The sequence below is a fragment of the Streptomyces genisteinicus genome (genome assembly GCF_014489615.1).
Classification (GTDB): domain Bacteria; phylum Actinomycetota; class Actinomycetes; order Streptomycetales; family Streptomycetaceae; genus Streptomyces; species Streptomyces genisteinicus.
Genome location: NZ_CP060825.1, coordinates 7284730 through 7310904 on the forward strand (window position 1 = coordinate 7284730; position 26175 = coordinate 7310904).

21 protein-coding genes and 4 pseudogenes are annotated in these 26175 nt (G+C 70.2%); 9 read left to right on the forward strand and 16 right to left on the reverse strand.

The genetic code is table 11. The features are described 5' to 3' along the window. Positions 1-124: 124 nt before the first annotated feature. On the reverse strand, positions 125-649 hold the full coding sequence (locus IAG43_RS31140; protein WP_187743993.1) for a MarR family winged helix-turn-helix transcriptional regulator: 525 nt from the start codon (positions 647-649) through the stop codon (positions 125-127). A 128-nt stretch (positions 650-777) separates the two neighbouring features. On the opposite strand from IAG43_RS31140, the gene IAG43_RS31145 reads away from it, so the two are divergent. Then, positions 778-1203 (forward strand): Rid family hydrolase, encoded by a 426-nt coding sequence (locus tag IAG43_RS31145; protein ID WP_187743994.1) that lies wholly within the window; start codon positions 778-780, stop codon positions 1201-1203. A 99-nt stretch (positions 1204-1302) separates the two neighbouring features. Here the strand turns inward: IAG43_RS31145 and IAG43_RS31150 are convergent, their stop codons facing one another. Beyond that, positions 1303-1734, reverse strand: coding sequence for a DUF4240 domain-containing protein (locus IAG43_RS31150; protein WP_246574640.1), 432 nt, complete (start codon positions 1732-1734; stop codon positions 1303-1305). Between the two features lie 271 nt (positions 1735-2005). Here IAG43_RS31150 and IAG43_RS31155 point away from each other — a divergent pair, with 271 nt between their 5' ends. Together IAG43_RS31155 and IAG43_RS31160 are read left to right on the forward strand one after the other, a co-directional pair. Continuing rightward, a complete protein-coding gene (locus IAG43_RS31155) occupies positions 2006-2326 on the forward strand; it encodes a DUF6355 family natural product biosynthesis protein (RefSeq protein WP_187743995.1) in 321 nt (106 codons plus the stop codon). Positions 2327-2481: 155 nt separating this feature from the next. Continuing rightward, a pseudogene (locus IAG43_RS31160) lies at positions 2482-2871 on the forward strand (4-hydroxy-2-oxovalerate aldolase); the annotation flags it as partial. A 210-nt stretch (positions 2872-3081) separates the two neighbouring features. Here IAG43_RS31160 and IAG43_RS35260 read toward each other — a convergent pair. Further along, positions 3082-3272 (reverse strand): annotated as a pseudogene (locus IAG43_RS35260) (hypothetical protein); the annotation flags it as partial. Further along, a complete protein-coding gene (locus IAG43_RS31165) occupies positions 3217-3495 on the reverse strand; it encodes a DoxX family protein (protein WP_187743996.1) in 279 nt (92 codons plus the stop codon). The gene IAG43_RS31165 and the pseudogene IAG43_RS35260, both read right to left, overlap by 56 nt. On the opposite strand from IAG43_RS31165, the gene IAG43_RS31170 reads away from it, so the two are divergent. Then, positions 3431-4237: a hypothetical protein gene (locus IAG43_RS31170; RefSeq protein ID WP_187744799.1), complete on the forward strand. Its 807-nt coding sequence runs from the start codon at positions 3431-3433 to the stop codon at positions 4235-4237. The two genes, IAG43_RS31165 and IAG43_RS31170, sit on opposite strands and share 65 nt — an antisense overlap. A gap of 256 nt (positions 4238-4493) precedes the next feature. Here IAG43_RS31170 and IAG43_RS31175 read toward each other — a convergent pair whose 3' ends face one another. From IAG43_RS31175 to IAG43_RS31200, 6 genes and pseudogenes are all read right to left on the reverse strand, one after another. Beyond that, positions 4494-6299, reverse strand: coding sequence for a tetratricopeptide repeat protein (locus tag IAG43_RS31175; RefSeq protein WP_187743997.1), 1806 nt, complete (start codon positions 6297-6299; stop codon positions 4494-4496). A gap of 1147 nt (positions 6300-7446) precedes the next feature. After that, positions 7447-7581 (reverse strand): annotated as a pseudogene (locus IAG43_RS31180) (IS5/IS1182 family transposase); the annotation flags it as partial. A gap of 41 nt (positions 7582-7622) precedes the next feature. Beyond that, a complete protein-coding gene (locus IAG43_RS31185) occupies positions 7623-7832 on the reverse strand; it encodes a hypothetical protein (RefSeq protein WP_187743998.1) in 210 nt (69 codons plus the stop codon). Positions 7833-7867: 35 nt separating this feature from the next. Continuing rightward, positions 7868-8530 carry a hypothetical protein gene (locus IAG43_RS31190; protein ID WP_246574641.1) on the reverse strand — a complete coding sequence of 221 codons (663 nt, stop codon included), beginning with the start codon at positions 8528-8530 and terminating at the stop codon, positions 7868-7870. A 1138-nt stretch (positions 8531-9668) separates the two neighbouring features. Then, positions 9669-9941, reverse strand: coding sequence for a hypothetical protein (locus IAG43_RS31195; RefSeq protein WP_187743999.1), 273 nt, complete (start codon positions 9939-9941; stop codon positions 9669-9671). A 345-nt stretch (positions 9942-10286) separates the two neighbouring features. Beyond that, complete coding sequence (locus IAG43_RS31200; RefSeq protein WP_187744000.1) at positions 10287-11096, reverse strand: transposase family protein; 810 nt, start codon at positions 11094-11096, stop codon at positions 10287-10289. Positions 11097-11221: 125 nt separating this feature from the next. Here IAG43_RS31200 and IAG43_RS31205 point away from each other — a divergent pair, with 125 nt between their 5' ends. The 3 genes and pseudogenes from IAG43_RS31205 (at position 11222) to IAG43_RS31215 (ending at position 13452) form a co-directional block, all read left to right on the forward strand. Beyond that, positions 11222-11743 carry an AAA family ATPase gene (locus IAG43_RS31205; RefSeq protein ID WP_281403991.1) on the forward strand — a complete coding sequence of 174 codons (522 nt, stop codon included), beginning with the start codon at positions 11222-11224 and terminating at the stop codon, positions 11741-11743. Positions 11744-11780: 37 nt separating this feature from the next. After that, a pseudogene (locus IAG43_RS31210) lies at positions 11781-12574 on the forward strand (transposase family protein). 185 nt (positions 12575-12759) lie between these two features. Then, positions 12760-13452, forward strand: a complete 693-nt coding sequence (locus IAG43_RS31215) for a transposase (protein ID WP_246574642.1) — start codon at positions 12760-12762, stop codon at positions 13450-13452. 227 nt (positions 13453-13679) lie between these two features. Here the strand turns inward: IAG43_RS31215 and IAG43_RS31220 are convergent, their stop codons facing one another. After that, complete coding sequence (locus tag IAG43_RS31220; RefSeq protein ID WP_187744001.1) at positions 13680-15761, reverse strand: hypothetical protein; 2082 nt, start codon at positions 15759-15761, stop codon at positions 13680-13682. A 181-nt stretch (positions 15762-15942) separates the two neighbouring features. Between IAG43_RS31220 and IAG43_RS31225 the strand changes: the two genes are divergently transcribed. Further along, on the forward strand, positions 15943-16371 hold the full coding sequence (locus tag IAG43_RS31225; RefSeq protein ID WP_187744002.1) for a hypothetical protein: 429 nt from the start codon (positions 15943-15945) through the stop codon (positions 16369-16371). Positions 16372-16405: 34 nt separating this feature from the next. Further along, positions 16406-17335, forward strand: coding sequence for a tyrosine-type recombinase/integrase (locus IAG43_RS31230; RefSeq protein WP_246574643.1), 930 nt, complete (start codon positions 16406-16408; stop codon positions 17333-17335). A gap of 171 nt (positions 17336-17506) precedes the next feature. Here the strand turns inward: IAG43_RS31230 and adh are convergent, their stop codons facing one another. From adh to IAG43_RS31255, 5 genes are all read right to left on the reverse strand, one after another. Next, positions 17507-19030 carry an aldehyde dehydrogenase gene (adh, locus tag IAG43_RS31235; RefSeq protein WP_187744003.1) on the reverse strand — a complete coding sequence of 508 codons (1524 nt, stop codon included), beginning with the start codon at positions 19028-19030 and terminating at the stop codon, positions 17507-17509. 93 nt (positions 19031-19123) lie between these two features. Continuing rightward, the gene (locus IAG43_RS31240) at positions 19124-20377 is read right to left on the reverse strand and encodes a GAF domain-containing protein (RefSeq protein ID WP_187744004.1); all 1254 of its coding nucleotides are present in this window, start codon (positions 20375-20377) and stop codon (positions 19124-19126) included. Positions 20378-20610: 233 nt separating this feature from the next. Next, on the reverse strand, positions 20611-21198 hold the full coding sequence (locus tag IAG43_RS31245) for an N-acetylmuramoyl-L-alanine amidase (protein ID WP_187744005.1): 588 nt from the start codon (positions 21196-21198) through the stop codon (positions 20611-20613). Positions 21199-21716: 518 nt separating this feature from the next. Further along, positions 21717-23117 carry an SWIM zinc finger family protein gene (locus tag IAG43_RS31250; protein ID WP_246574644.1) on the reverse strand — a complete coding sequence of 467 codons (1401 nt, stop codon included), beginning with the start codon at positions 23115-23117 and terminating at the stop codon, positions 21717-21719. After that, complete coding sequence (locus IAG43_RS31255) at positions 23114-26149, reverse strand: DEAD/DEAH box helicase (RefSeq protein WP_246574645.1); 3036 nt, start codon at positions 26147-26149, stop codon at positions 23114-23116. The genes IAG43_RS31250 and IAG43_RS31255 overlap by 4 nt, the downstream gene beginning before the upstream one ends. Positions 26150-26175 lie beyond the last annotated feature (26 nt).

Sequence of the window (26175 nt, forward strand, 5' to 3'; positions counted from 1 at the left end):
GGCCGCTGCCTCCTCACCTCACCTCACCTCACCTCACCGCGGCGCGCCTCACCGCGCCGCGTCGCGGCCGGCGCCCGGCCGCACCGCCCGCCCGCCCGCCCGCCCGTCCGCCCGGACGGACCCGTCAGCGGTCGCCCGTCGGGCCGAAGTCGTCCGGGACGATGCGCAGCTTCTCCGCGATGCGGGCGAGGGCCTTCTGGTCGGTGGCGTTGAGCGCGTCGAGGACGGTGCCGCGTACGGAGCGCAGATGGGTGGGCGCCGCCCGCTCCACGAGGCCGAAGCCGGCGTCGGTGAGCTCGGCGAGGGTGTAGCGGCCGTCGGCGGGGTCGGGTGTCCGGACGACCCAGCCGCGCTGTTCGCAGCGCTTGACGACGTTGGAGAGGCGGGAGAGCGACCCGCTGGCGAGGAAGGCGAGTTCGCCCATCCGCAGCTTTCGCCGCGGGGCCTCGGAGAGGTGACTGAGCACGAGGTACTCGAACAGGGTGAGGCCGTGGTCCTGCCGCAGCGGTTGTTCGAGCTTGCCGGGCAGCAGCAGAACGAGGGAGATCAGCCCCGTCCAGGCGGCCTTCTCCTGTTCGGAGAGCCACCGCAGTTCCTCTCCCTCCTCGGGTCCGCCCGCGCCGCTCATGGGTCCCTCCGTGCTGCTCATGCAGTCCTCCGTGTCTCCGACGACATCGGCGATGACTTTGCGCTTGAAGTCATCGCTTGTTAGTCTCACTTTACGCGTGAAGTGATAGCGAGGGGGAAGCGCCCCCGCGGACAGGAAGAGGGATCACCATGAGCACTGTCACCTTCGGCGTCGCGCCGGGCTACGGCGAGAAGTTGCACGCGGCCCTCGGCTACAGCGGGGCCGTCCGGGTCGGCGACCGGGTGGAGATCTCCGGCCAGGCCGGGGTGGACGACGACCTGCTCGTCCCCGACTCGCTGGAGGACGAGATCGTCCGGGCCTTCGACAACGTGGAGCGCACCCTGGCCACGGTCGGTGCGACCTGGAAGGACGTCATCCACGTCAACTCGTACCACAAGGTCGCACCGGGAGACGACGCCATCGGCGACGACCACAACCGGGTCATGGCGGAGCAGTTCCGCCGCCGGCTCGGCGGCCGCGCGCCGATCTGGACCGAGACCGGCGTCACCGTCCTCGGCCTCGCCGCCATGCGTGTGGAGATCCGCGTCACCGCCATCGTCGGCTCCGGGGAATGAACCGCCCGCTGACCGTGCGGCCGAACCTGCCGGAACGCCACGGCAACCGCTCACCCGGGACATCGTTCCCCGTGGTGAGGGCAGCAGCGGCTGCGGCGCCTACGAGGCGGTCCAGCCGGCCGCGTTCGAGCCGGACTCGTAGCTGTAGCGAGTGCCGCGGTCCCATGCGTCACCGGTGAGGTGCTCGTATGCGTGATCGGGTACGTAGAGCAGGGCTTCCGCCCAGACGAGGCCGTCGGCGTACGGCGTGAACCGCTCCGGGTCTCGCAGCACGCGCTCGAACTCCTCGCGCCCGGCCGCGACAACCGCGGCCCGCGTGTGGAGGAACTGATCGCCCGACAGGCCGTCGCCGTATTCCTTGCGGTCAAGTCGGTACAGGGCCCAGGAGAGCTGCTCCGCGAATCCGACCACGTCGTGCACGGGGCCGTTCATCAGGTGGGCCGTCAGGGCAGCGGCGAGCTCATCGCCCTCGGGATCGGGGACGGAGGGGCTGCACGCTTCGATCAGCTGCCAGAAGGCGGTCTCGTTCATGGCGGAGAGCATGGCGGACGGGTGTGACAACCCGTGGACTGCTTGTGCGGCGCGGGAAGGCCGCAAGCCGCCGCGGGGGAAATGAGGTGCGAACGCCTTCCCGGGGCGGCTGCCGGTCACATGACGGCGACTGGTGAGGAACGGTCATGGCCCCGTCACACTCGCCGCGTGGACCGGTCATGGACCGCTGCGAGGCTCCTGCGAGGCCTTGAGAGAGGCCCCGGGAAAGGAGACGCACCACATGACCTTGCAGAAGAAGAGGAACCCCGCCATGCGGAACACCACAAGCAGGCTCCGCCTGGCTGCGGCCGCGTTCAGCGCCCTGCTCCTCGCGGGCAGCGCACTCTCCGGAAGTGCCCATGCCGCGCCCGAAGCGAAGGCCGCCGCAGAGATGGGGGTCAGGGCCTGCGGCTACTACGAGACGCAGACGGACGCGTACTACGGGCACTGCGGCAGCACCTGGGTCAAGATCCAGGTCGACATCGACTGGTGGCCGACCGACATCAAGAGGTGCGTCCGGCCGGGCGAGACCCATCTCGGCACGACCGGCGAGATCGACAACGCATGGGCCATCCCGGGTACTTGCGGCTGAGTGCCGCTGCCCCCGAGGCCGACGTGACAGAGCGGCGGTTGCGGCCGACCGGTGAACAGCCCGGTGGATCGGGTCGCCTGGCCGCCTGAGCCGTGGCCGGGCGGCCAGACGGCCGCCGGCGGGCCGGCTTCCCCGGCGGGAAGCCGGACTCCGCCGTCGTCGTGGAGATCGGCGTCACCCGCGTCGACGCCTCCTCGCCGGCCACGGCGCCGGAGCCGGGAACTGCCCGCTGGAGGCGATCATCGCGGTAGCCGACCTGATGGACTGGGAGCACGGCTGCGACCTGCCCCCTGATGGACGCCGAAGACGACGTCGTACGTCCCCTGCAGGACCGCGAAGTCCGCGTCGACCGTGAAGCCCTCACCCTCGGCTACGCGGGCGTGTACTCCAGTTTCCTGCGCCACGTGGAAGCCGCCGCACGCCGGCACGGCCTCGACACCCGCGCCATCCTCGTCGAGTTCGGCCGCCGCAAGATGGCCGGCGGCCAGGAAGACATGATCACGGACATCGCCCTCGACCTCGCGGCGGCCGGCTCCGTCGCCTGACACATTGCGGCTGGTACCGATCCCCAGTGGCCGGGCGACGGGACGGCTCTGCCGACGCCGGCCGCCGGACTCGGGGGGTGTGGGGCGAAGCCGGTCGGCGTACTCACAGTCAGGAGACGCGTCAGGAACGGAGAGTCGAGCCGGGACCGGACGCGGCTGACTCGAGGGCGCCGAGGACGCACTGTCGGTCGAGCTCCCGTACGGCGGCGGGCGGCGGACTCGTGCAGGGGTGAGCCTGTCGGGCGGGAACGGCTTCTCCCACGGCCGCCGGAGGTCTGCCGCCGGGGGCGGGCGAGCCGGAGCTGGGTGAAGACGACGACGATCGAACATCGAGTGGTGCCAACCTCAGGAGGACAGGGCCAAGGCCAGCGAGGCGACGGCGGTGGCGAGGTAGAAGCCGGGAAACGCAAGGTTGCGGAACACGCGGGCGCGCACATGGAAGGCGAGCGCGCCCAGGTAGAGCAGGACGAGACCGCCGGCTGCGGCGGCACCGAGGGGGCGCAGTGCGGTGTCGACGAGGCCGAGGAGGAGGCCCGCCGTCCCGGCCAGTTTGAGGGGCGTGCTTCGCTGGTTCACCCGTCGCCTCATTGACCTCAGACGCTTCGAGCGGGCGGAACAGATCATCGAGGGGCACTGTCTCGACGGGTTCCTTCTTGGCGAGCTCTCTGCGGCTCTCGGACTTGCCAGCCACTACAAGGAGGCTGAGCGCCTGGCTCGCCGGGCGTACGAGGTGAGCGGTAACCGGAACGGTCAGCGCAGCCTGGCTCACCACCTGCTGACGCTGGGCATGCGCCACTCAGCCGCACGCATTTACTCATGGGCCGTCGACACCGGAGATTCAGTCGCCGCGCGGTGGCTCACTGCGTACCACGAAGCCCGCGGCGATCGGATCGCGGCAGAGCGTCTAGCGCACACAGCCCTCACGGAGTACGGAAGCCCGTCCGCCGCCCTCGCGCTTGCGCAGTTGCGTGTTACCGCCGGAGCATCCGACGACGCGCAACGATTGTGCCGACACATCGCCGATCACGGCCACACTGATGCACTGGTGGCCTTCGCGCGCGAAAGATCAGACCACCGTGACCACGCCACTGCCACCTGTTTCTACAGTGCGGCCGCCGCTGCGAAGCACCCGAAGGCTCTCGAGTGGATGTCATGGCACAGGGAGGGACGAGGCCACCATCAGCACGCCGAGGACCTGGCACATGCAGCAGCGGCGGCCGGAAATAGCCATGCCCTGCACGGGCTCGCCCAACTGAGATTCTTCAACGGCGATATCCACGACGCCCAGCGTCTGAATCGCGCCGCTGCACTCGCAGGGTCAGCATCAGCCCGGGAGTGGCTAATCCGTAGAGGATTCCAACCGTGAGTCATGTCGTCGTTGCCGATGACGTCTGGCATGCCGAGCAGGGGTCTGTACGCTGAGTGACTGCCTGCGAGGGCAGGACAGCTAGGGCGTGCCAGCGGCTTGAGGGTGATCCAGCGGTCCGTGCGGGGCGGGGTACCGCCGGCAAGATCCCGACGGCACCGCATCAGGCGCTATCACTCCTACTGTCCGCCGAGACCGTGTCCACTGCTTCTTCAGTCAGCGGTCCTGATCAAGGAGTGGAAGAAGTCCGGGTGTTTCAGGAGCTGGCCGGTGAGACGTGCTCGGAGCGCCCCTTCCCCTTCCAGTAAGCAAGATTGTTGCGCATCGCCTGACTCGTGGGGTGCTGTTCTCCCAATATGCGAAGGCTGTCGGCGAGGGTCTGTTCGTAGAGCGGAACCGCGCGCGCAAGGTCTCCTGTCAGTGCGTAGGCACTGGCGAGGTTGCCCTGCGAAGTCAGGGTGTCGGGATGATGTGCACCCAGCACCCGCCTACGGTCCGCCAGCGCATCTTCGTACAGTTCGATCGCTGCATCAATATCGTCTGCCAACGCGTAGGCGCCGGCAAGATTGTTCCGCGCGAGCAGAGTGTCAGGATGGTCTGGCCCCAGGACCCGCATGCTGTCTGCAAGTGTTTCTTGGTACAGCGACACGGAACGCGCAAGGTCCCCAGCTGACTCGTAGGCGCCGGCAAGATTGTTCCGCGCGAGCAGAGTGTCAGGATGGTCTGGCCCCAGAACCCGCATGCTGTCTGCAAGCGACTGCTCATACAGTGGGATCGCTCGCTGCAGATCCCCAGCTGCCCCGTAGGCGCCGGCAAGATTGTTCCGCGCGAGCAGAGTGTCAGGATGGTCTGGCCCCAGAACCCGCATGCTGTCTGCAAGCGACTGCTCATACAGTGGGATCGCTCGCTCCAGATCACCCATCGCCAGATGGACACCTGCCAGGTTGGACAGTGACGCCGCAAAGTCTGCAGCGTACGCGGAAGGGGAAGTCGTCATCAGCCGACGGTAGAACTCCACCGCTTCGACGTTGGCGCTCATCGCTTCCGGCAGCCGTCCTGCTTCAGCGAGGCGATTGCCGAGGTTGTTCAGCGACATGGCGAGGTCAGGAATGAAGGCGTCCGGGTCCTCCGCAGCCAGACGCCGACGAATCTCGACAGCCTCTTCGATAGTAGCCAGTGCCTCCTGCCACCGGCCAAGTTCGCCATACCGTGCGGACAGGTTGTTCAGCGACGCGGCGAGGTCAGGCATGTACGCGACGGGGTCGTCAGCGGCCAGGCGACGACGAATCTGTACGGCCTCCTCGATCGCAGTCAGTGCTTCCTCTCGTCGCCCGACGTCTCCCAAGGTGATCGACAGGTTGTTCAGCGACATGGCAAAGCTCGGCATGTACGCGACGGGGTCGTCAGCGGCCAGGCGACGACGAATCTGTACGGCCTCCTCGATCGCAGCCAGCGCCTCATGCCAGCGGCCGAGACCGCCGCATTGCACAGAGAGGTTGTTCAGCGATGCGGCGAGGTCCGACATGAAGGCGTGCGGGTTGCCCGCGGCTAGCCGCCGGTAGAGGGCTACTGCTTCCTCGATAGCGGCGAGCCCCTCTTCTCGTCGCCCCACATGCCCGCAGGTGATCGACAGGTTGTTCAGCGATGCGGCGAGGTCCGGCACGAACGCTGCTGGGTCATTGTCAGCCAGCCGCCGACGGATCTCAACGGCCCGACGCACAGTCGCGAGGGCTTCGAGACGCCGACCTGTGTCAGCCTTTAGGACGCCCAGGCTGTTCAGCACCAGAAGCAGGCCCTGGAGGTCACCAAGGCTCTGGAGGATGTCGGCAGCAGCTGTTCGAACGGAGACGGCCTCATTCGCATCGTCGGCTCGACCGGTGCGTCGAAACCTAGCCTCCAGTACGTGGCCGAGCTTTCGCAGGAGCTCCGCTTGGTCAGCGTCTGCCACTGGGATACCGCATACGGCAGCCCTGAGGGAAGAGATCTCTTGGTCCAAGTCTGCTAGTGAGTCCGTGGCCCGCTCCTGACGCCAGTTGGACGGTGCCTGGTCATGGCTGTCCATCGACGCCTCCTACTTCTTTGATGATCTCCACTGCCATCTGCCTATCGAAGACGTCCAGGGTCCGCTGGCGGGGATCCCAACGGAGCAATGGCTGGCTCATCAATGGTCTCTCACGCGGTACTTCGCCTGACTCTCCGGCAGGCCGCCTTTCCGTGAGGGTGCCATCTGGCGCGGGATCTTGCTCGGCGCCGGCCCGTACCGAGGGCGTCACGGGCGGCCGGTCTGGCCGTGGTAAACCCTCGTCTGCGCGACGCCACTGAGTGTGGATCTGCTGCACGACGACGGTGATGTCGGCAGGCTCACCCACGCACTGCATCTCGACAAGGACTCGCACGAGGGACTCGAGGTTGTTCCAGCGGGGGGTACCGGTGCCTCGCAATACAGCGCTGACCCCCTCGTGACTCAGCGTGCCGGGGAGATCGTCTCGTTCCCGGATCCATCCGCTGATGGTCCTGGCGGGCGGCTTGCCCGCCAGGGCGTACAGGTCGTGGAGAGCTGCGGCCAGATCTCTGCGCGGCCCGGGAGGAAGCCGCTCCTCGTCCGGCATGCGAATGCCTACCAAGGCATCTCCGTCAGTCTTTGTCAGGTTCTGTCAGGCCGTCAGTGTCCCAGCCATTCCAGGCCGGTGTCAGGTCATCACCCGAATGGGTCCCGTCGGAGCGCCGACAGGGTTGGCTCGGGCTCCTCCGCACGCGGCGCATCGTTGTTGCTGGCCCCCTCGCCCGAGGAGGCAGAGGAGGAAGGCAAAGACATGACCGTCCACGTCAGCCCGCTGGGGGCGGCGATTCTCGTGATCGGGACACTGGTGGCGTACGTCGTGTACCGGCACAGCACAACCGGTCTCGGGCCTGCGCGCCGCGGCGACCTTGTTGGCTCCATCGGTTGTGCTACTGCGGTGATCACCGTGCTCGTTCTGCTTCTCGGAGGTGGCGTTGAGGACGCGCGGAGCGAAGCACCGCCTTCTGTATCGCCCGCACCTTCGACTCCAGCCGCTCCCTCTACGCAAGGCTCTACCGGGACGTGACACGGGAGAGCGCTCCACGAGGAAGGCACCTAGCACTCTGCCTGGCCCGTCACCGGCGACTGTTGTGATGGCGGGCCTGATCAGGGGGCAAGGCTGTTCGTTCAGGCTCACCATGGCACGCGGCTAACTGATCGTTTCAGAATGACTTCGAAGGCGCCGGAGGCAGATGATGCTGCATGTGGGGGCGCGTAGTCCCTGGTGGAGATCAGCGCGTCGCTCGTAGCGGGTGCGAAGGCGCTTGAACTGGTGGAGCCAGGCAGTTGGGTAGGCCGTGCGGCGAGGTGCCTGAATCCGCCACATCACCACGCCAGGCCGCCGTCGGCGTTCAGCACGGGACGACGGCCTGGATAGGTGCGTCTCGCCGTCTCCAAGTCGCGCTCGTCGAAGTCGCCGGCGAAGACCAGCACTCCGTGGAGGAGTTCTGCCTTCAGTGCGGGGGTGGGCCAGCGGGTGAGTAGGGCTTCCGCGGTTATGGGGGCTGCTGGGGGCGGCAGGTCCGGTCCAGGCATGCGCGGCCTCCTCTCGTTCGGTGGCAGACGTTCCGCTACCGCAGCCGCTCCGCCTGATGGTGCTGGTCGTGGTGCTGGACTGCTTGCTGGGGGAAGGCGCGGGCCATCCAGTCCTCGGGAGCGCCGACCTGGCGCAGTGTGGCGATCTGCCGGTTGTAGTCGTGCCCTTCGGGGCTGGCGTGGACGCGCAGGTAGATGGGGTCGTCGTCGCAGGTGGTGTGGCCGGCGAAGTAGAAGGCGCAGGTGTGGTTCCACTGATAAAAGGTGTCCGGTTCGGCGCAGTGGCAAAACCGGTGGGCCACATGCATCGGCAGGCCCCACCGTGGGTGGCACAGCCGCTGCAGGAGCTGGTCGTGCCAGCGCGCGCGAGGGTGGGCGGTGCGGGCGTCGATCTTCCAGCTGTCGCCGTCGTCCCAGCACTGGACCCGGTAGAAGGCGGTGACGGTGTGGAAGAGCGCGATACGCCGGAGTAGCCCGCTGCCCACCGCGGCCCGCCTGGCCCGAGAGCCCTCGAGACTGGGATAGGCGCTGAGGTGGCCGGATTCCACGGGATCGAGCTGCGGGGCCGTCCACAGCGGCCGCAGACCGTTGTCCTCGCACCAGCGCCGGTGCCGACGCTCGATGTCCTCCCAGTTCTCTGCCAGTCCACTGGGCAGAACGAGTACGAGCGTGGCTGTCTGCTCAGGGTCTTTCACCATGTACAGGTGCAGCTGCCGACCGCCAGCCTCGATGGCGCTCACCCGCAGGCCGGGAATCCCGTGCGGATCGTCACCGCTCCCGGGCGCGGGAGCCGCGGGCAGCAGACGGCTCAGACAGTGCTCGGGGAAGGAGTACCGCTTCTGGCCCATGTAGGCGTCGAGGTGCAGTGTGAGGGACGTGCCGACGCCGCTCAGCGAGGCGATGCCGAACGGGTGCGAGCACAGATCAGGAGAGGTGCCCAGTTGCTCGAGAACGAGGCTCTCTAGCCGTGCCTGCGCCGGTGAGGCCGCAGGTGCCGGGTGGCTGGTTCGAAGGCCAGCGCGGCGGGACTGCCCACTGCACTCGGACCAGTAGCGGAGTTTGCGGGACTCCCACGAGGAACGGTCGCTCACGGCAGTGCCTTCCTGACGCGCCCTGCCCGATCCCGCACGTCAACAAAACACTTACGCGCTGCTGTGTGTGATCCCCGTGTGGTGCAGGCCGGTGCAATGCCACGCTCCTTGCGTTCCGGTACGCCGGATCGGGCGGCGCTCAGAACGTGGCCCGCCTGGGGCCAGGCGCCAATCATCCAGCCGGTGACCGAGGCAGGACGGTCGACACGTCACGGGTTCACTCGGACGGGCGCGTGACTCAAGCCCGCAGGGGGCAGGTGAGCGGCAGGACGCGCTCGGTCAGCTGCCCGGTGAGGTGGGTGTGGGTGAGGGCGGCGTCGGTGAGCCAGTCCGCTTGCGTCAGCTGGTCGACCAGGTGACGCAGCTTGCTGGGACCGACCGTGACCCAGGCAGCGAGAGCATTCAGGGCGATGCCTTGGCCCCCGGGACCAAGGCGTCCCGAGAGGTTGGTCTGGGTGGCCAGCGCCAGGGCGAACAGCCGGGTGCCGGCGGCCTTGGCCTTGCGGAGCTTCGTGTCCGAGACGGCCCTCTGGGCCCACGGAGACGTTGAGGAGCCGGCCGGTGTAGTGCCGTGTCAGAGTCGGACGAGCGCCTTGAGGCTTTCGCGGCGTTCCGAGTTGAGGCGGACATCGCGAGCGCGGCTGGGTTTGGCCCTTCCGTCCCAGGACGCCGTACACCGAGCGTTGAGGTGCGAACCGGGTGGGCAGCGACCCTTCAGTCGTGCGGAGGGGTCGACGGGGCTGACTCAGCAGGGCAGCTCGATTCCTTGGGCGAGGGCTAATGGCGCCTCGACAGCCCAACTTCGGGTATCGGCGGAGAGTCGCCGGTCATGGGCCATAGCGGTGAGCGTCTGCCTTGTGCTTTTCGAGCAGGAGGGATCAAGGACCAGCAGCAGTAGCGCGGCCTCGATTCGGTCTGGTTCCAACAGGGCCCTGTTCCGGGCAAGCGCGGCGAGCACATGTTCGGCTTGCTCGATGGCACCGACGGTGGCGAGTTCTCTTGCGATCTGGATGCTCAACAGAGGCGGCAAGATGTGGTGACTTGCAGCCAGAGCCTGCAAGGTGCGCAGCGCTGTAGGGAGGTGCTGCGGGCCGTACCTGCATAGGCGGCGTGCTGCGAGGGCACGCGTCGTCGGAGGCTCGGATTCGGTGTCGGCCAAGGTCGTCAGGAGCGCCGCTGCTTGAGCTCCAGAGCCTTGCCAATTCAGGTGATTGATGAGATCTATGGCACCAAAGCGATCAGCCGCGGATTCCGATGTCCGAACTCGGCTAAATAGCAGGGTTTGGGTTGCCTCGTGCAAGTCGGGCCCGAGCAGGGCGATGCCCTCCAGAAGCCCAGACCACTGAGGTTTTCTCTATGAAGATCACTTCCAGCGCTGGTTGAGGACGAGTGCGGAGCGGGTGATGTCGCCGATGCGGCAGGGGCTGAGTGTGATGCGCTTGAGCGCGCGCCAGCGTTCCTTGAGCTCGGCGGCGGCACGTTCCCCCAGGGCTCGGACGTACCTGATCAGGGCGTTCGGCATCCGGATGTCGATGTGGAGGGCTTGCTCGGAGCGGCCTTTCGGGCGGCGGACCGGGACACGAATGCCGATGCCCGCCCCGATGTAGCCCTTATCTGCCAGGGTCGGCAGGCCCTGGGCAGCCGCCTTGTAGAGCGCGGGCAGGACGTGGATCCGGGCCGCAGTGATGTCAGGCGTCGATCCGGGCTCAACCTCGGATACCCACAGCGGAGTGCCGTCCGGGGCGGACAGAAACTGCGCGTTGCCGCCGAACGCCTTGTGCTTCTGGCTGAACCACAGGTCGTTGCCGTTCTCGCGCTCCCTGGAGACGCGGTCCGACTCGATCAGGGTGCCATCCAGGATCACGTGCGTCATTCCTTCCTGCTGGCAGCGTGTCAGGACGTCGTGCAGGTCGGGGGCCTGGTCGGCAAGGACGTCGATGCCCTCGTGCAGGTAGCGGTAGCCAGTGGCCTGTGAGATCCCGGCGTCTCGCGCCAGGCAGTGCACGCAGCCACGCTCGCGGAACCAGCGCAACACCAGCACGGCCTGCCGGAACGGCCCGAGCGCCCGCGAGCCGCGCGGAGTGCCGATTAGGCGGCGGTGCGCGGCCAGTAGGCGGGCGAGGTAGTCCACGACCTGGCGGGGGACATCGAGCGTGGCAACATAGGTGACCAACGTGAAGCCTCTTGGTTACGAACATGATCTTGTGGTGAGACCTGTCCTACCAGGGATTTCACGGCAGTTCCGACTCAGGTGCACCACGACGGGGGCCAACAGTGCAGGAGCTCAGTTCCGCAGTCGTGCTCGTTACTGGAGTCATGGCCTCAGGGAAGTCCACCGTCGCCCAGTTGCTGGCCGAGCGGCTCCCACGCTCCGTGCACCTGCGCGGCGACAGCTTCCGGCGGATGATTGTGTCCGGTCGCGAGGAGTTCACGCCCCAGCCGACCGCCGAGGGAAGGGCTCAGCTGCGACTGCGCTACCAGGCATCCGCCGCGGTCGCAGACCTGTACGCGCAGGCGGGATGGACCGTCGTCGTCCAAGACGTCGTTCTCGGCGAGCACCTGGATGCCTACCTTGACGCCGTGACGGCGAGGCCCCTGTATTTGGTCGTCCTTGCCCCCCGCCCCGAAGCAGTCGCAGCGCGTGAGGCCGGCCGCCACAAGAACGGCTACGGCGGCCCCTGGACGGTCGACATTTTGGACGACGCACTACGCCGGGACACCCCGCTCCGCGGACTCTGGCTGGACACGTCGAACCAGACACCCCACCAAACCGTGGAGCAGATCCTCGCCGACCTCGCCACGGCTCGCATCGTCGGCTGAGAGATCCCATCAGAAGGTCGCTGAGAAAACCTCACTCATCACATCGGCGACCGAAGGGGCCCTGTTGGTTCCGTATCCTGCCACGCTCGACGTCCCGTACGAGCTGGTCGAGCATGTCGCCTGGCTGCTGCACGAGCACCGTCTGGCCTGCAACACACGCTGGCGCAAGCTCGGCTGCTTCAAGCAGGCACTGCTGGCCCTCGTCCATCTCCGTAAGAACGAGACGTTCTCGCAGCTCGGAGTCGGTTTCGGAATATCCCAGGCCACCGCCTGGCGCTACGTCGACGAGACCCTGGACGTGCTGGCCGGCTGGGCGCCCGGCCTCCATGAAGCCCTCACCGGCCTCGGTGAAGGCGACCACGTCATCGTTGACGAAACACTGATCCCCATCGACCGGATCGGTGCGGACGAGCCGTACTACTCGATGAAACACCGCAAGCATGGCATGAACGTGCAGGGCATCGCCCGGCCCGACGGCACACCGCTGTGGTTCTCCCGCGCGACGCCGGGCAGGGCCCATGACCTGACCGCGGCCCGCGCCCACGGCATCGTCCAGGCGTGCCTGACCCGGCAGGTCCTCGTCCTCGCGGACCGCGCCTAACCAGGGTGCCGGCGCCACCTTCCGCACCCCCCTACTACCACCACCGTGAACAACCCGAGCACTACCAGCAGTTCAACCGAGACCATGCCCGACTGCGAGCGCCGGGAGAACGCGCCTTCGCCCAGTTGAAAGCCTGGCGCCTGCTCCGGCGAGCGCGATGCTCCACTCGCCGCATCAGCGCGATCGTCCAGGCCGTCCACACGCTCCTGAACTGCAGCTATTCAGGATGAAAGAGGCTCACTGAGCTCTTTCAGAGCGGCCACTGATCGGGATACGGGCTGAGGTTTCACAACGCACGAGGCTCCTGTGCCGTTGAGGGAGGTGTTCGACGTCTCAACTCAGCGGTGCAGGGGCCTCATTGGCTCTCTAACCTGCCGCACTCGACCTGCCTCACGCTCTGGTCGAGTGGGTATCCATGCTCATCGTCACCCGTGAGGGTGACCGCCGCCGCAAGCTTCCGCCCCACCAGCGGGCCCTCGTGGGCCTGGTCTACCTTCGCCGGCACGACACGCTCACGCAGATCGCCGCCGGCTTCGGCATATCCGTCGGCACTGCCCACGCCTACGTCAAGGCCGTCGTCCAGCACCTGTCCGGCCGGGCATCGGGCCTCCTACGGGTCCTGCGTGAGGCCGATCCGGACTACGTCCTGCTCGACGGGACGCTCGCCGAGTGCGACCGGGTCGGCGACAGCCGGGCGGACTTCTCCCAGAAGCACCGCTGTCACGGTGTGAACGTCCAGGTCGTGGCCGATCCCGCCGGCAAGCTGCTGTGGATCTCACCCGCCCTGCCCGGCCGCACCCACGACCTGACCGCCGCCCGCACCCACCGCATCATCCAGATCTGCGAACGACAGGGCGTCCCCGTCCTCGCCGACCGCGCCTACATCGGCGCCGGCCCATGGGCGACCACACTGATCAGACGGCACCCGAACCGCGAACTCACCACGACCCAGCAGATGGTCAACCGGGCCCTGTCCGCGGCACGAGCACCGGTCGAACGAAACATCGCGAGGCTAAAGTCCTGGCGAATCTTCCGCCGGGCCCGCTGCAGCCCCAACCTCATGACTGTCATCGCCGCAGCCATCCTCACCCTGGAGCGTCAACGCTGAATATGCTCACTGCCGATCTCGTTTCATGTCTCGGCACGACGGCACGACGCGGCTCCGCATCGGTACCGCCGTCACGGGTGGGGTGAAAGACCGCGCATCAACGTGTCCCGCGAGCTGCGTACCCGCGCGCATGGCCGACCGATAAACGGCATGTCAGGCCCGGCACGCGAGTCCGGGCTTGCGTAGCGACGCGAGGCTACCAGCAGAGGCCGCACCACCGCAGAGCTTTACGACTCCCCGGGCATGGCACCTTCGGCCGTCGCCCGGTCCTGCTCCGCTTCGTACAGCAGCTGCTCGAAACTGGTCACCCAGAAGCCGCTGACCAGGGAACCGTCGAGCGCCAGTCTGGGGTCGACGATCACGCCCTGGCCCCGCGTCATGGTCAGCCGTACGAAGCGGTCGAACTGTTCGTCGGTCAGGAGCGCCGACACGGTGAACTCCGGCAGCTCGATGCCCGCCCGCTCCCAGTTTTTAAGGAAAGAGCCGAGGTTCCACGGGTCGGTGAGCAGGGAGATCACGCCCTCGACAACCACGGGCTCCCCCGTCTCGGCGTCTACGAGGTATGCCAGAGGGGTGTAGTAGCGCTCGCAGGTGGAGTACGCCTCTCCGATGGCCCGGGTGTACGGCACAACCTCGGCGTTCGTGCAGGGAATCGGATCGTGTCCTTGCGCCAGCAGGCGCGAGTAGGAGCCCCACTCGGCCTTGCTCGGGGTGTAGCAGAGGGGGTCACCCTTCTCCCGCGCCTCGGCCAGCGCGCGGTTCATTTTCTCGGCCTCCTGCGCGGCCCTGTCCGCGGACATGCGCGGCACTTGACCCCGGTCGGTGGTGTAGGTGGTTCCGCCGTCCTCCAGGATCATCCGGACGCACCATTTGCCGAGGGAGAAGTCGTCGTACGCGGACTTCCACAGGATCGGACCATGCTTGACCTGGGACTCCGCGAGAGCTCCGAACATCCCCTGTCCTCCTCGGAGAGCTGCCAGCCACCCGGCGTAGTCGAAGTTCCGCAGACGATGGTGATTCCGGAAGATCGCCGCGTCGGCCATGCCGAGTACACGGTCGGTCGGCGTGAGGCACGCCTGGTGGACCAAGCCCACGTCCTCCGGCTGTCCCTCCTCGTCGATCTCGACGAGCGGTGCGCCGTCCTCGGAGATCGGGTCGCCGCAGTGCCGGCAGGCGTAAGGGTCCTCGTGCGCCGCGGCGAGGCGGGCGCAGTGGGCCGCGTGGGCCAGGGCGGCGGCCGACTGATTCGGATCCTGCGGGAGGTCGGCGGCGAGAACCGCCACCCTCTTGTCCTCGTAGTCGTCGGCGTGGGCTTCCATGTGCCGGTCGCACCCCGCCCAGGTGGACCAGCGTCCGACCACCTCCCACGGCTCGCGCCCGCCGATCAACACCTGACCCGCCGAGAACGTGTGGCGCTTCGCGCCCGCCTCGTCGAAGCGCATGATGTCGGTGACGATGAAGTCGCACTCGGGATAAGGGGACTTGGCCAGCACCACGTCCCACCCGAAGGGCAGATCGGCCACGAGCTCGGCGGTGATCGGACCGGGGGCGAGTGTTGGCTGGTCCTGGGACGAGGGGCCCAGGTACGTGCCGAAGCGGTCCTGCACGGCGGCGACGTCGAGGGCGTGCCGGTCGCGTGCGAGCGACACGCCGAAGGCGATCATGTTGGCCCAGAGCAGGTTGGCGGGGACTGTGACCCTGCTGCCGAGGACGAGGAGGATCGCCGACTCCTGCGAACCGCCCTCAGCCAGATCCAGGGCGCTGACGTGGATGCTCGCCATGATCCGCTGGAGGCCGAGTTCGGTGATGTCCTTCCGCGTTCGGGCGAGGTAGTGGGATCGGATGATGTCCTGGGTCTTCGTCAGGACGTCCTGTTCGGGAGCGGTCAGGGGCAGGCTCTGTCCGCCGGCCGCGTTGAGTCGGGCGGCGTCGGTGACTTTCCGTAGTTCCTTGCGGATCCGGCCGGACGCCCCCTGCGAGGTGGCGAGGACGTAGACGTCGCCGGGCCGGTCGTCCGACACGTACTGCGCGACGAACTGGGCGAGGACGGATCCGAACTCCGACCCGGGGGCATCGGACAGGCTCAGCGTATTCTTGGCCTGCACGAAGAGCCGCCTGTCCGGGCCGACGACGACCAGGTCGTCGATCTCGTCGGCCGTCTCGAAGCGCAGCTCCGTGATCTCGGTGGCGGTGGCGCGCCCGAAGGCCGCGAACTCGAGCCCACAGAGCATGTGGGCCATCGCGTACGCCGCGATGCGCTGCTGAAAGTCGACGCCCGAGTGCGTGGCCGCACCCCCGCTGTTGCCCATGTGCCCTCCCTGGCGGAACACCGGAAAGTCTACGGCCGCTCGATCATGCTCAGCGTTCGTTACAGTGAACGTATAGTTCACTCATTTGAGAGCCCTGTTCAGGTTCCCGTGTACTACGCGGACACGTGCGAAGCGCAGGCCCGGGGTCGCGGCCACGGGTGAGCGGGACGGGGTGCCGTGGGTGGCGGTCGAGTACTGCCTGTTCCATCCGCAGGGCGGGGGACGGCCCGCTGACCGCGGATGGGTCGACGGCCACGAGATCGTCCCGGCGCGGGACCACGACGCCGGATTCGTCGTGGCCCGGTCCGCCGGCGACCTCCCGCTGCCGGACTTCACGGTCGGACAGTCGGTCGAGGTCCGCATCGACCTGGCCGCGCGCAGGACGTACGCGGCGCTGCACACCGCCGGCCACCTCATCGAGGCGGCCGGGCGGGCCCAGGGCTGGACGCACGCCGCGAACACCCACTTCCCGGGGCAGGCCCGGATCGAGTTCACCGCGGCACGGCCCGACCCACGCCTCGACACCTCGGAGGGCCTGGAGGAAGCGACTGAGGCGCTGCGGACGTACGTCGCCAAGGCCATCGCGGAAGACGCGCGCCTGGGAGAGTGAGCCGTTCGCCGAATGGCAGCATGCCCTCGACTGGATGAAGCTGAACTCCCTGCCCGTCAGTGAGCTGATGGAACCAGACGTCGTGCGCAGGGCGTTGGACGCGCTCAGCCGGAAGATCGACGGAGAGTCCGCCGCGGCGAAGACCGCCCTACGGAAGCGATCTGCCTTCAGCGAGGTCCTCGGAACTGCCGTCGAAAAGGGATACTTCGCGGAAAATTCGCTCGCAAAGGTCAAGTGGCAGGCTCCTGGGGCGAGCGAGGCAGTGGACCCGGCCTGCGTGCCGAATCCGACCCAGGTTGGGCGCCTGCTGACCGCCGTTGGCGAACAACAGGGCCGCGGCCCGCACCTTGAGGCGTTCTTCGGCTGCATGTACTACGCGGCGATGCGTCCGGCGGAGGTCATCCACTTGCAGATCTCACAGTGCCATCTGCCGAACGGCGGCTGGGGCATGCTCAACCTGAGCGGAGGTGTCGTCACGGCCGGCAAGGAGTGGACGGACGATGGCTCGGTCCATGAAGTGCACTCCTTGAAGCGGCGAGCCGTCAAGGCCACGCGTCCCGTGCCGATACCGCCGCCGTTCGTGCGCACACTGCGAAATCACGTCGATCGCTTCGGCGTGGCGCCGGACGGCCGAGTGTTTCGCAACGCGGCTGGCGGCTACGTTGATGCAGCGGCCTACGGCAAGACGTGGGAGCGAGCCCGTAAGAAGGTCCTGGCTCCCGATGAGCAGCCGACGCTGCTCGCCAAGAGGCCCTATGACCTCCGGCACGCCGGAATCTCGTTCTGGCTGCACTCCGGCGTGGATCCTGCCGAATGCGCGCGCCGGGCCGGCCAGGGCATCCAAGTGCTCTTCCCGTACTACGCCAAGTTCCTGGACGGTCTTCAGGAGCATTCCAACCGGCTCATCGAGGAGTCGATGCAGGAGTGGAGCCGGCGCAGCGAGGACAGCAGCCCCTCGGGCTGAGCCGCAATCTGGCCCGTGTATGGCCCGGAAGTGCTGGTCAGGACTGGGATGCGGGTGTGATGAACGGGGAGAAGGGGGACTTTCGACGCCTCGCCGACGGGAAGGCTCGAGTGCTCCAAGAAGGCGCTTGACCCGGGGAAAACCCCGGGTCAAGCGCCTTCCTTCGTGCCGCTAGAAGAACCCGAGCTTCTTCGGTGAGTAGCTGACTAGCAGGTTCTTCGTCTGCTGGTAGTGGTCCAGCATCATCTTGTGCGTCTCGCGGCCGATGCCCGACTGCTTGTAGCCGCCGAAGGCGGCATGTGCCGGGTAGGCGTGGTAGCAGTTGGTCCAGACGCGGCCGGCCTGGATCGCGCGGCCCGCGCGGTAGGCGGTGTTGGCGTCGCGGGTCCAGACCCCCGCGCCGAGGCCGTAGAGGGTGTCGTTGGCGGTGGAGATGGCGTCGTCGAAGTCCGAGAACGAGGTCACCGCCACCACGGGGCCGAAGATCTCCTCCTGGAAGACGCGCATCCGGTTGTCGCCCTCGAAGACCGTCGGCTGGACGTAGTAGCCGCCCGCCAGTTCGCCGCCGTGCTCGATGCGCTGACCGCCCGTCAGGATCTTGGCGCCCTCCTGCTGGCCGATGTCCAGGTACGAGAGGATCTTCTGCAGCTGGTCGTTGGAGGCCTGCGCGCCGATCATCGTGGCGGTGTCGAGGGGGTGGCCGGAGACGATGGCCTCCGTACGGGCGATGCCCGCCTCCAGGAACTCGCCGTAGTGGCCGCGCTGGATCAGTGCCCGGGACGGACAGGTGCACACCTCGCCCTGGTTGAGGGCGAACATCGTGAAGCCCTCCAGGGCCTTGTCGCGCATGTCGTCGTCGGCGAGGGAGATGTCGTCGAAGAAGATGTTGGGCGACTTGCCGCCGAGTTCGAGGGTGACGGGCTTGATGTTCTCGGAGGCGTACTGCATGATCAGCCGCCCCGTCGTGGTCTCCCCGGTGAACGCGATCTTCGCGACGCGAGGGCTGGAGGCCAGCGGCTTGCCCGCCTCGACGCCGAATCCGTTGACGACGTTGAGCACACCGGGCGGCAGCAGGTCCGCCACGAGGCTCAGCCAGACGTGGATCGACGCCGGGGTCTGCTCGGCCGGCTTCAGCACCACCGCGTTGCCCGCCGCCAGCGCCGGTGCCAGCTTCCAGGTGGCCATCAGGATCGGGAAGTTCCACGGGATGATCTGCGCCACCACGCCCAGCGGCTCGTGGAAGTGGTACGCGACCGTGTCGTCGTCGATCTCGCCGAGCGAGCCCTCCTGGGCCCGCACCGCGCCCGCGAAGTAGCGGAAGTGGTCGATGGCGAGCGGGATGTCGGCCGCCAGCGTCTCGCGCACCGGCTTGCCGTTGTCCCACGTCTCGGCCACGGCGAGCTGCTCCAGATTCGCCTCCATCCGGTCGGCGATCTTCAGCAGGATCCCGGCCCGCTCCGCGGCCGACGTCCTGCCCCAGGCGGGCGCCGCCGCGTGCGCGGCGTCCAGGGCCTTCTCGACGTCCTCCGCGGTGCCCCGTGCGATCTCGGTGAAGGGGCGGCCGTCGACCGGGCTCGGGTTCTCGAAGTACTGCCCGCGGGCGGGCGCGACGTACTCCCCGCCGATCCAGTGGTCGTAACGGGACTCGTACGAGACGACCGCGCCGTCGGTGTTCGGCTTCGCGTAACGCGTCATGTCCTTGGCCTCCCGGTGTGCACGCGCCGCCCGCCGTCGGACGGCGCTCGCGAGGAGGCTAGGAGCCGCGACGTTGCAGCCGGGTTGCGTGCCTCACGACCGCTGCCAGGCGTCCAGCGCGGCCGCCCGTGCCAGTGCCGGCGCCCGCTGGGAGCGCGGCAGCGCGGACGCCAGCGCGTGCCAGACGGGCAGGTCGTCGCCTCCCCACGCGCTGTAGGCCCAGTCGGCGAGGAGCGCCGGATCGCCACGGGCGATCAGGGCGGCGCGCAGCCCGTCCGCGAGCCGCTCGCGCAGCCGGGCCACCACCGGTGCCTGGGACCGGGGCAGCAGCGGCCCCGCGTAGGCTCCCAGCGCGCCGGTCAGCGCGCCCGCCGCCAGCCTGCGCGCCACCGTGTCGAAGTCCGCCTCGACGGGCAGCGCGAGCCGGTACGGGCGTGAGCGCAGCACGTCGGGACCCAGCAGCCGGCGCAGCCGCGACAGCTCCGCGCGCAGGGTCACCGGTGTGACGCTCTCGTCCTCGTAGAGCTCCACCAGGAGTTCGTCGCCGCCGATGCCCTCCGGCCGGCCGGCCAGCACGGTGACGATCTCGCTGTGCCGGCGCGACAGCCTCAGCCGGCGGCTCCCGGCGGTGAGCAGGGCCTCGTCCCGGCCCAGAGCGGTGAGCCGGGCGCACGGGTCGGGTGCGGGCGGTGCGAGGAGCGCCAGCTGGGACTCCGCGGCGCGGGCGACGGCCCCGACGAACGCCAGACTGTGCGGGTGGGCGAGCCGGTCCCCGCCGGTGATGTCCACGGCGCCCAGCACCCGGCCGGTCGCCGGGTCGTGGATGGGCGCGGCCGCGCACGTCCACGCGTGGACGTGCCTGCGGAAGTGCTCGGCGGCGAAGACCTGCACCGGCCGGCCGACGGCGATCGCGGTGCCCGGCGCGTTCGTCCCCGCGGCCGTCTCGGCCCAGCGGGCGCCCGGTACGAAGTTCATGGTGTCGGCCCTGGCGCGCGTCGCGGCCGGGCCCTCCACCCAGAGCAGCCGCCCGTGCGCGTCGCAGACCGCCACGAGGTGCTCGCCGTCCCGGGCGTAGGCGCCGGTGAGTTCCCGGATGACGGGCATCACCCGGGCGAGGGCGTGGGCGTCGCGGTAGGCGCCGAGATCGTCTCCGTGCAGCTCCACCCCGGCCAGCCCCTCGGGGCTGACCCGGGCGTGCGCGGAACGGCGCCAGGAGTCGGCGACCTCGGGACGCACCGGCAGCTCGACGCGGCCGGCCGTCAGGTACGCGTCGTGGGCCCTGCGCAGCGCCGCGCTCCGCTCGGCCGGATCGGCTCCGGCCTCCAGGGCCACCCATGTGTCGCTCACTCCGGCCTCCCTGCGCCCATCGTGACGCGGTGCGCGGCCGCCGACAAGCGTCCGGTGCGGACCAGTTCGCCAGGCCACCGGTCGGCACCGGTCGGCACCCGACGCTTGCCGGACCCGGCCCGGACGCTTGCCGGACGCGGCCGGCCCGGACGTCCGGCCGCGCCCGGACCGGGAGCCGTGGGACGCCGGTCGCGGACTGGTGGCCACGGACCGGGCCGCGGACCGGTCCGCCGTCAGGCGAAGTTCACCAGGCGGATGTACCGGCTCCAGTCCCACAGGGGCCCGGGGTCGGTGTGCGTGGCGCCGGGCACCTCGTGGTGGCCGATGATGTGGGCCCGGTCCTTCGGGATGCCGTAGCGGTCGCACACGTACGCGGTGAGCGCCGCGGAGCGCTCGTACAGCGCGTGGGTGAAGTAGGCCGGCCGGTCCACCCATCCCTCGTGCTCGATGCCGATGCTGCGGGTGTTGTAGTCCCAGTTCCCGGCGTGCCAGGCGATGTCGCGCTCCTGCACGCACTGGGCGACGTGGCCGTCGGACGAGCGGACCACGTAGTGCGCGGACACCTTGCGGGCGGGGTCCTTGAAGATGGACAGGGTGTCCGCGTACGTCTCCTGGGTGACGTGGACGACGACGTACTGGACGGGGTACGCCGTCGGCCTGGTCGACGCCGTGCGGTTGGACGCCGCCGCCGGGGTCCACTCCGCGGCGGGGAAGTCCGCGGCCGCCCGCGGCGCGGCGGCCGCGGGGGAGTGGGGGGCCGGGAGCAGGAAGCCGGCGGCGGCCGTCGCCGCGGCGCCCCGGAGCAGGTTTCTGCGGTCCATGGGACCTCTCCTGTCGGTGTGACCTGTGGGGGTGTCAGGGACCATGAGCATCCCGTGCCGGGGGTCGCGCGGCGCGGAGCCACGCGACACCGGCCGTGCGGATGTCGCCGAGCGCGGCCGTCGGGCGGCGGCGCGAGCCCATACGGTACTGGCGCGGACCGACGCGCGACAGGAGGCGTGCTGCATCAACGGGCATGGGGGGAGCGGTAGTTGACGGATGGGCGGGGTGCGCCCGGGCCCGGCGCGGCGCGGTGGCGGCAGCGGCCGACCGCCGCCGGACGCGACGACGCGCGCCTCCCGCCCCGGCTCGTCGTGTGCGTTGGGCCCCCGGGTATCCGGACTCGTGCGCGAGGGCCCCGGGGACCTGGTGCGCGACCGGTGGCTCACCCACCGGGTCCGGCCTCGTGCGCGAGCGGCCCCGGGTATCCGGCTTCCCGCCGCCGGGCCCCGCCCCGGCGCCGAGCTTCGCGCGCCCCGTTCCCCGTCTCGCACGCAAGTCCCCGTCCCCGGGGCCGCGTTCAGGCGCCTCCCGCCTCCCGGGCGTCCTCCTCCGCGCCGTCCGGCTCCCGGTCCAACCCCGCTGCCGACGCGAGGGCGGTCGCCGGGTCGGGCGAGGGCGGGCCCGCGGGCACCCAGGCCGAGCGCTCCCTGCGGTACGGCCACCAGCTCCCGTCCGGACCCAGCCGCAACTGCAGATGCTCGCCGACCACGGTCCAGCGCGACGTGCCCGCGGCCCGCAGCCGGGGGCGTCCGGAGTCGGCGCCGAGGCCGTCCCACGCCGACTCCAGCGCGGCCGTCGCCCGCGCCAGCTCTGCCTCGCCGGGCGCGAAGTCCGTCTCCAGGACGGCGAGTCCGGCCGCCCCGCCGTGGCGCCAGGCGCGGGCCGCCCGCTCCAGGGCGGCCGGCGAGCGCCCGGTCGCGGCCGCCAGCCGGGCCGCGACCGAGGGCGGCGGGGCGGCCGCCGCCATCCGCACCGCGTCCTGGTCCGCGGTGAGCGCGGGCGACGGCGGCCGTTCGGCGTGGCCGGGTCCGAGTGCCTGCGCGAGCAGCACCAGGGCCCGGGCCGCCGCGTCCCCGGCCAGGAACTCCAGTGCGTCCGGGTCGACGCCGGGCGCCGGAGGCGTCTGGGTGTCCAGCGCGGGCGGCGGCCCCGCCCCGTCCGGCAGCGGCGGCGCGTCGGGCAGCGCCGGCAGGATGCCCTGCGCGGCGAACGCCTCGTCCGCCCGGACCGACGGCAGGGGACCGGGGACGTCGTCCGCGGGTCCGGCCGGGGCGGCGGCCCGCGCGGCGCTGCGCGACTGGAGGTCGTCGAGCAGCCGCCGTTCCGCGCGCCCGCGCAGCAGCAGCAGCACGAAAGGATCCCGGTCCAGCAGCCGGGCCACCTGGTAGCAGAGCGCCGCCGTGTGCGGGCACAGGTCCCACGCGTCGCACGAGCACTCGGGCTCCAGGTCCCCGATGCCCGGTAGCAGGTCGACCCCGGCGGCGGCCGCGTCCTCCACCAGGTGCGGCGGCATGTCGTGGTCGAGCAGCGCCGCGATGTGCCCCGCCCGTTCCACCGCGACCGCGAGGAAGCGGTCCCACTCCTCGTCGTCGAGGACCGGGAGCAGCACGTCGCCGCGGTACGCCGTCCCGTCCCGGTCGCGCACCACCGCGGTGACGCGCCCCGGGCGGACGGTGAGCGCGCCCACCGCGCCCGCCCGTGCCTGCCGCCGGCCCCGCTTCAGCTGCTCGCCTTCGAGCGCGGAGTCCTCCAGGGCCTTCAGCCACGCCTGGCCCCACCAGGTCTCGGCGAAGCCGCGTCCCCGCGCCGGGGGCAGCGCTTCGAACGTGAGCACCCCGCCGCCCTCGGGTCCGGCCGCCGTCCGCCGCCCGTCGTGGTCGCCGCGCTGCTCGTAGTCGTCGTGGTCGTGGTGGTTCATCGTCCGCTTCCTCGCAGTTCCACGAGCTCCGCCAGCTCGGCGTCGGTCAGTTCCGTCACAGCGGCCTCGCCCGACCCCAGCACCGCGTCGGCCAGTTCCCGCTTGCGTTCGAGCATCCGGGCGATCCGGTCCTCGACGGTGCCCTCCGCGATGAGCCGGTGCACCTGAACCGGCCGGTCCTGCCCGATCCGGTAGGCGCGGTCGGTGGCCTGCGCCTCGACGGCCGGGTTCCACCAGCGGTCGTAGTGGACGACGTGTTCGGCCCGGGTGAGGTTCAGACCGGTGCCCGCGGCCTTCAGCGACAGCAGGAAGACCGGCACCTCACCGCGCTGGAAGCGGTCCACCATCGCCTCCCGTTCGGCGACCGGGGTGCCGCCGTGCAGGAACTGCGTCGGCACGCCCCGGCCCGCCAGATGTGTCCGCAGCAGCCGCGCCATCTGCACGTACTGGGTGAACACGAGGACGCCCGCGCCCTCCGCGAGGATCGTGTCCAGCAGTTCGTCGAGGAGTTCGAGCTTTCCGGACCGGCCGGCTGCGCCGGGGACGTCCTCCTTCAGGTACTGCGCGGGGTGGTTGCAGATCTGCTTCAGGGCGGTGAGCAGTTTGACGACGAGCCCGCGGCGCTCGATCCCCTCGGCGCCGGCCACGGCGGCCAGCGCCTCCCGCACCACCGCCTCGTACAGTCCGGCCTGTTCGGCCGTCAGCGACACGGCGCGGTCGGTCTCCGTCTTGGGCGGCAGTTCGGGGGCGATGCCCGGGTCCGACTTCCGGCGGCGCAGCAGGAAGGGGCGGACCAGCGCCGACAGCCGTGCGGCCGCCGCCGGGTCGGTGCCGCCCTCGACGGCCTGGGCGTAGCGCCGGCGGAAGGTCCCGAGACGGCCCAGCAGGCCGGGCGTCGTCCAGTCCAGGATGGCCCACAGCTCGGAGAGGTTGTTCTCGACCGGGGTGCCGCTGAGGGCGACGCGGGCCCTGCTGCCGATCGTGCGCAGGCGGCGGGCGGTGGCCGCGTAGGGGTTCTTGATGTGCTGCGCCTCGTCGGTGACGAGCAGTCCCCAGTCGGTGTCCGCCAGTCGTTCGGCGTCCAGCCGCATCGTGCCGTAGGTGGTCAGCACCACCTCGTCCGGCGCGAGGCCGTCGAGGGAACGGGACGTGCCGTGGAAGCGCCGCACCGGGGTGCCGGGCGCGAACCGCTCGATCTCGCGCTGCCAGTTGCCCATCAGCGACGCGGGGCAGACCACGAGCGCCGGACCGGCGGCCGACGGATCCGTCTGGCGGTGCAGATGGAGGGCGATCAGGGTGATGGTCTTTCCCAGGCCCATGTCGTCGGCGAGGCAGGCGCCGAGGCCGAGCGAGGTCATACGGTGCAGCCAGTTCAGACCGCGCAGCTGGTAGTCGCGCAGGGTGGCGGCGAGTGCCGCGGGCTGCGCGATGTCCGGACGGAGCGCCGCGGGGCCCGCCGGGGCCTCCGGGTCGGCGAGGCCGGCGCGCAGGCGTTCCAGCGCCCCCGTCGCCGTGACCTCGACGCGCCGTCCGCCCACGTCGGCGGAGCCGGTGAGCGCCGCGGCGAGGGCGTCCACGGGGGTGAGCCGGTGGTCCTCGAACTCCCGTGCGCCGCGCACCTCCTCGGGGTCGATCAGGACCCACTCGTCCCGCAGCCGCACGAGCGGACGTCCCGCCTCCGCCAGGCGGTCCAGCTCGTCGCGGGAGATCTGCCGGTCGCCGAGGGTGAAGCGCCAGTCGAACGCGAGCAGGGCGTCCGCCGAGAGGAACGACGGCAGGCCCGAGGACTCGTGGCCGGTCCGCGGCCGGCCTCCGTGCTCCGTCGGTTCGGCACCGGCCCCGACCGGGCCGCCGACCACGGCGTGCGCGGTGAGACCGCGGGCGAGGTGGCGCGGCCAGTGCACCTGGAGGCCGGCGGCGGCGAGTGCCTTCGCCGCGCCGCGCAGCAGGTCGGCGACCTCCTCGTCGGCCAGTTCGACGGCGTCGGGCACGGCGGCGTGCAGCAGGGGCGCGAGGGGCGGCCAGGCGTGCGCGCCCCGGCGCAGTGCCAGGAGCGCGTCCAGCCGTGCCCGGGGGCCGAAGGCGGCGGCCGCGGCTCCGGTGCCCGACCAGAGGTCGGCCGCGTCCGCGACGACCGCCGCGTCGGCGACGCTGTGGACCTGCACCACGGCGCGGAAGGAGGGGACCGTGTCGCCGGTGGTGCCGGTGCCCGTGCTCGTGTCTCCGGCGCCTTCGGCGGTGCCGGTGCCGGTACCTTCGGCGGTGCCGGCGGCGTCGATTCCGCGGACCTCGATCCGCAGCGACAGGCGGACACCGGCGTCGTGACCGGCGGCGATGTCGGCCGCCCAGTCGCGGTGGCCGGGCACGTGCTGCGGCTCGGCGGCGGCGTACGCGGGAGAGCCCGCGGCCGCCGGGGCGGCGGGGGAACGCGGCAGGGCGTCGGCCACCGCGTCGGCGAAGTCCCGCAGCAGCCGCTCCGGTTCGGGCATCAGGAGCGGTTCCGCGTCCGCGTCCAGCGGTACGGCGTGGGCGGACGGCGGCATGGAGGCGGCGAGCCGCCGCAGCCGGCCGAGGTCCTCGGGAGCGAGCGGGCCCATCCGCCAGGCGTCCCGCTCCGCGCCGCTGAGGCCGGGCAGCAGAAGTCCACGGGCGGCCAGTTGCAGCGCGAGGACGGCGGCGGCGCCCCAGAACGCCGATGCCGGGGAGGCCCCGGGGCAGACGCGTGCGCGGGTCAGCACCGGCAGGGCGTCGGCGACGGACAGCAGGAGCGCGTCCGCCTCGGCGGTCGCGAGGCCGTCGCCGGTGACCACCGTCAGCCGTTCCACCGGGCCGGCGGGCACTCCGTCCGGACCGGGCCCGCGGGCGCCGGAAGCGCCGGGGGTGTCGCCGGGGAGCAGGAAGGCGATGCGTCCGGTGCGTGCCGGGTCACCGGGGAGGAAGAGCGAGGGGAGGGCGGCGAGGGCCTCGACGGCCGTGGGCGCGAGGGGGGTGGCGACGGGCGGGGGCGGTGGTGCCGAAGGGTGCCTGTGCACAGCGACGATGCGTTCCTCAAATTTGA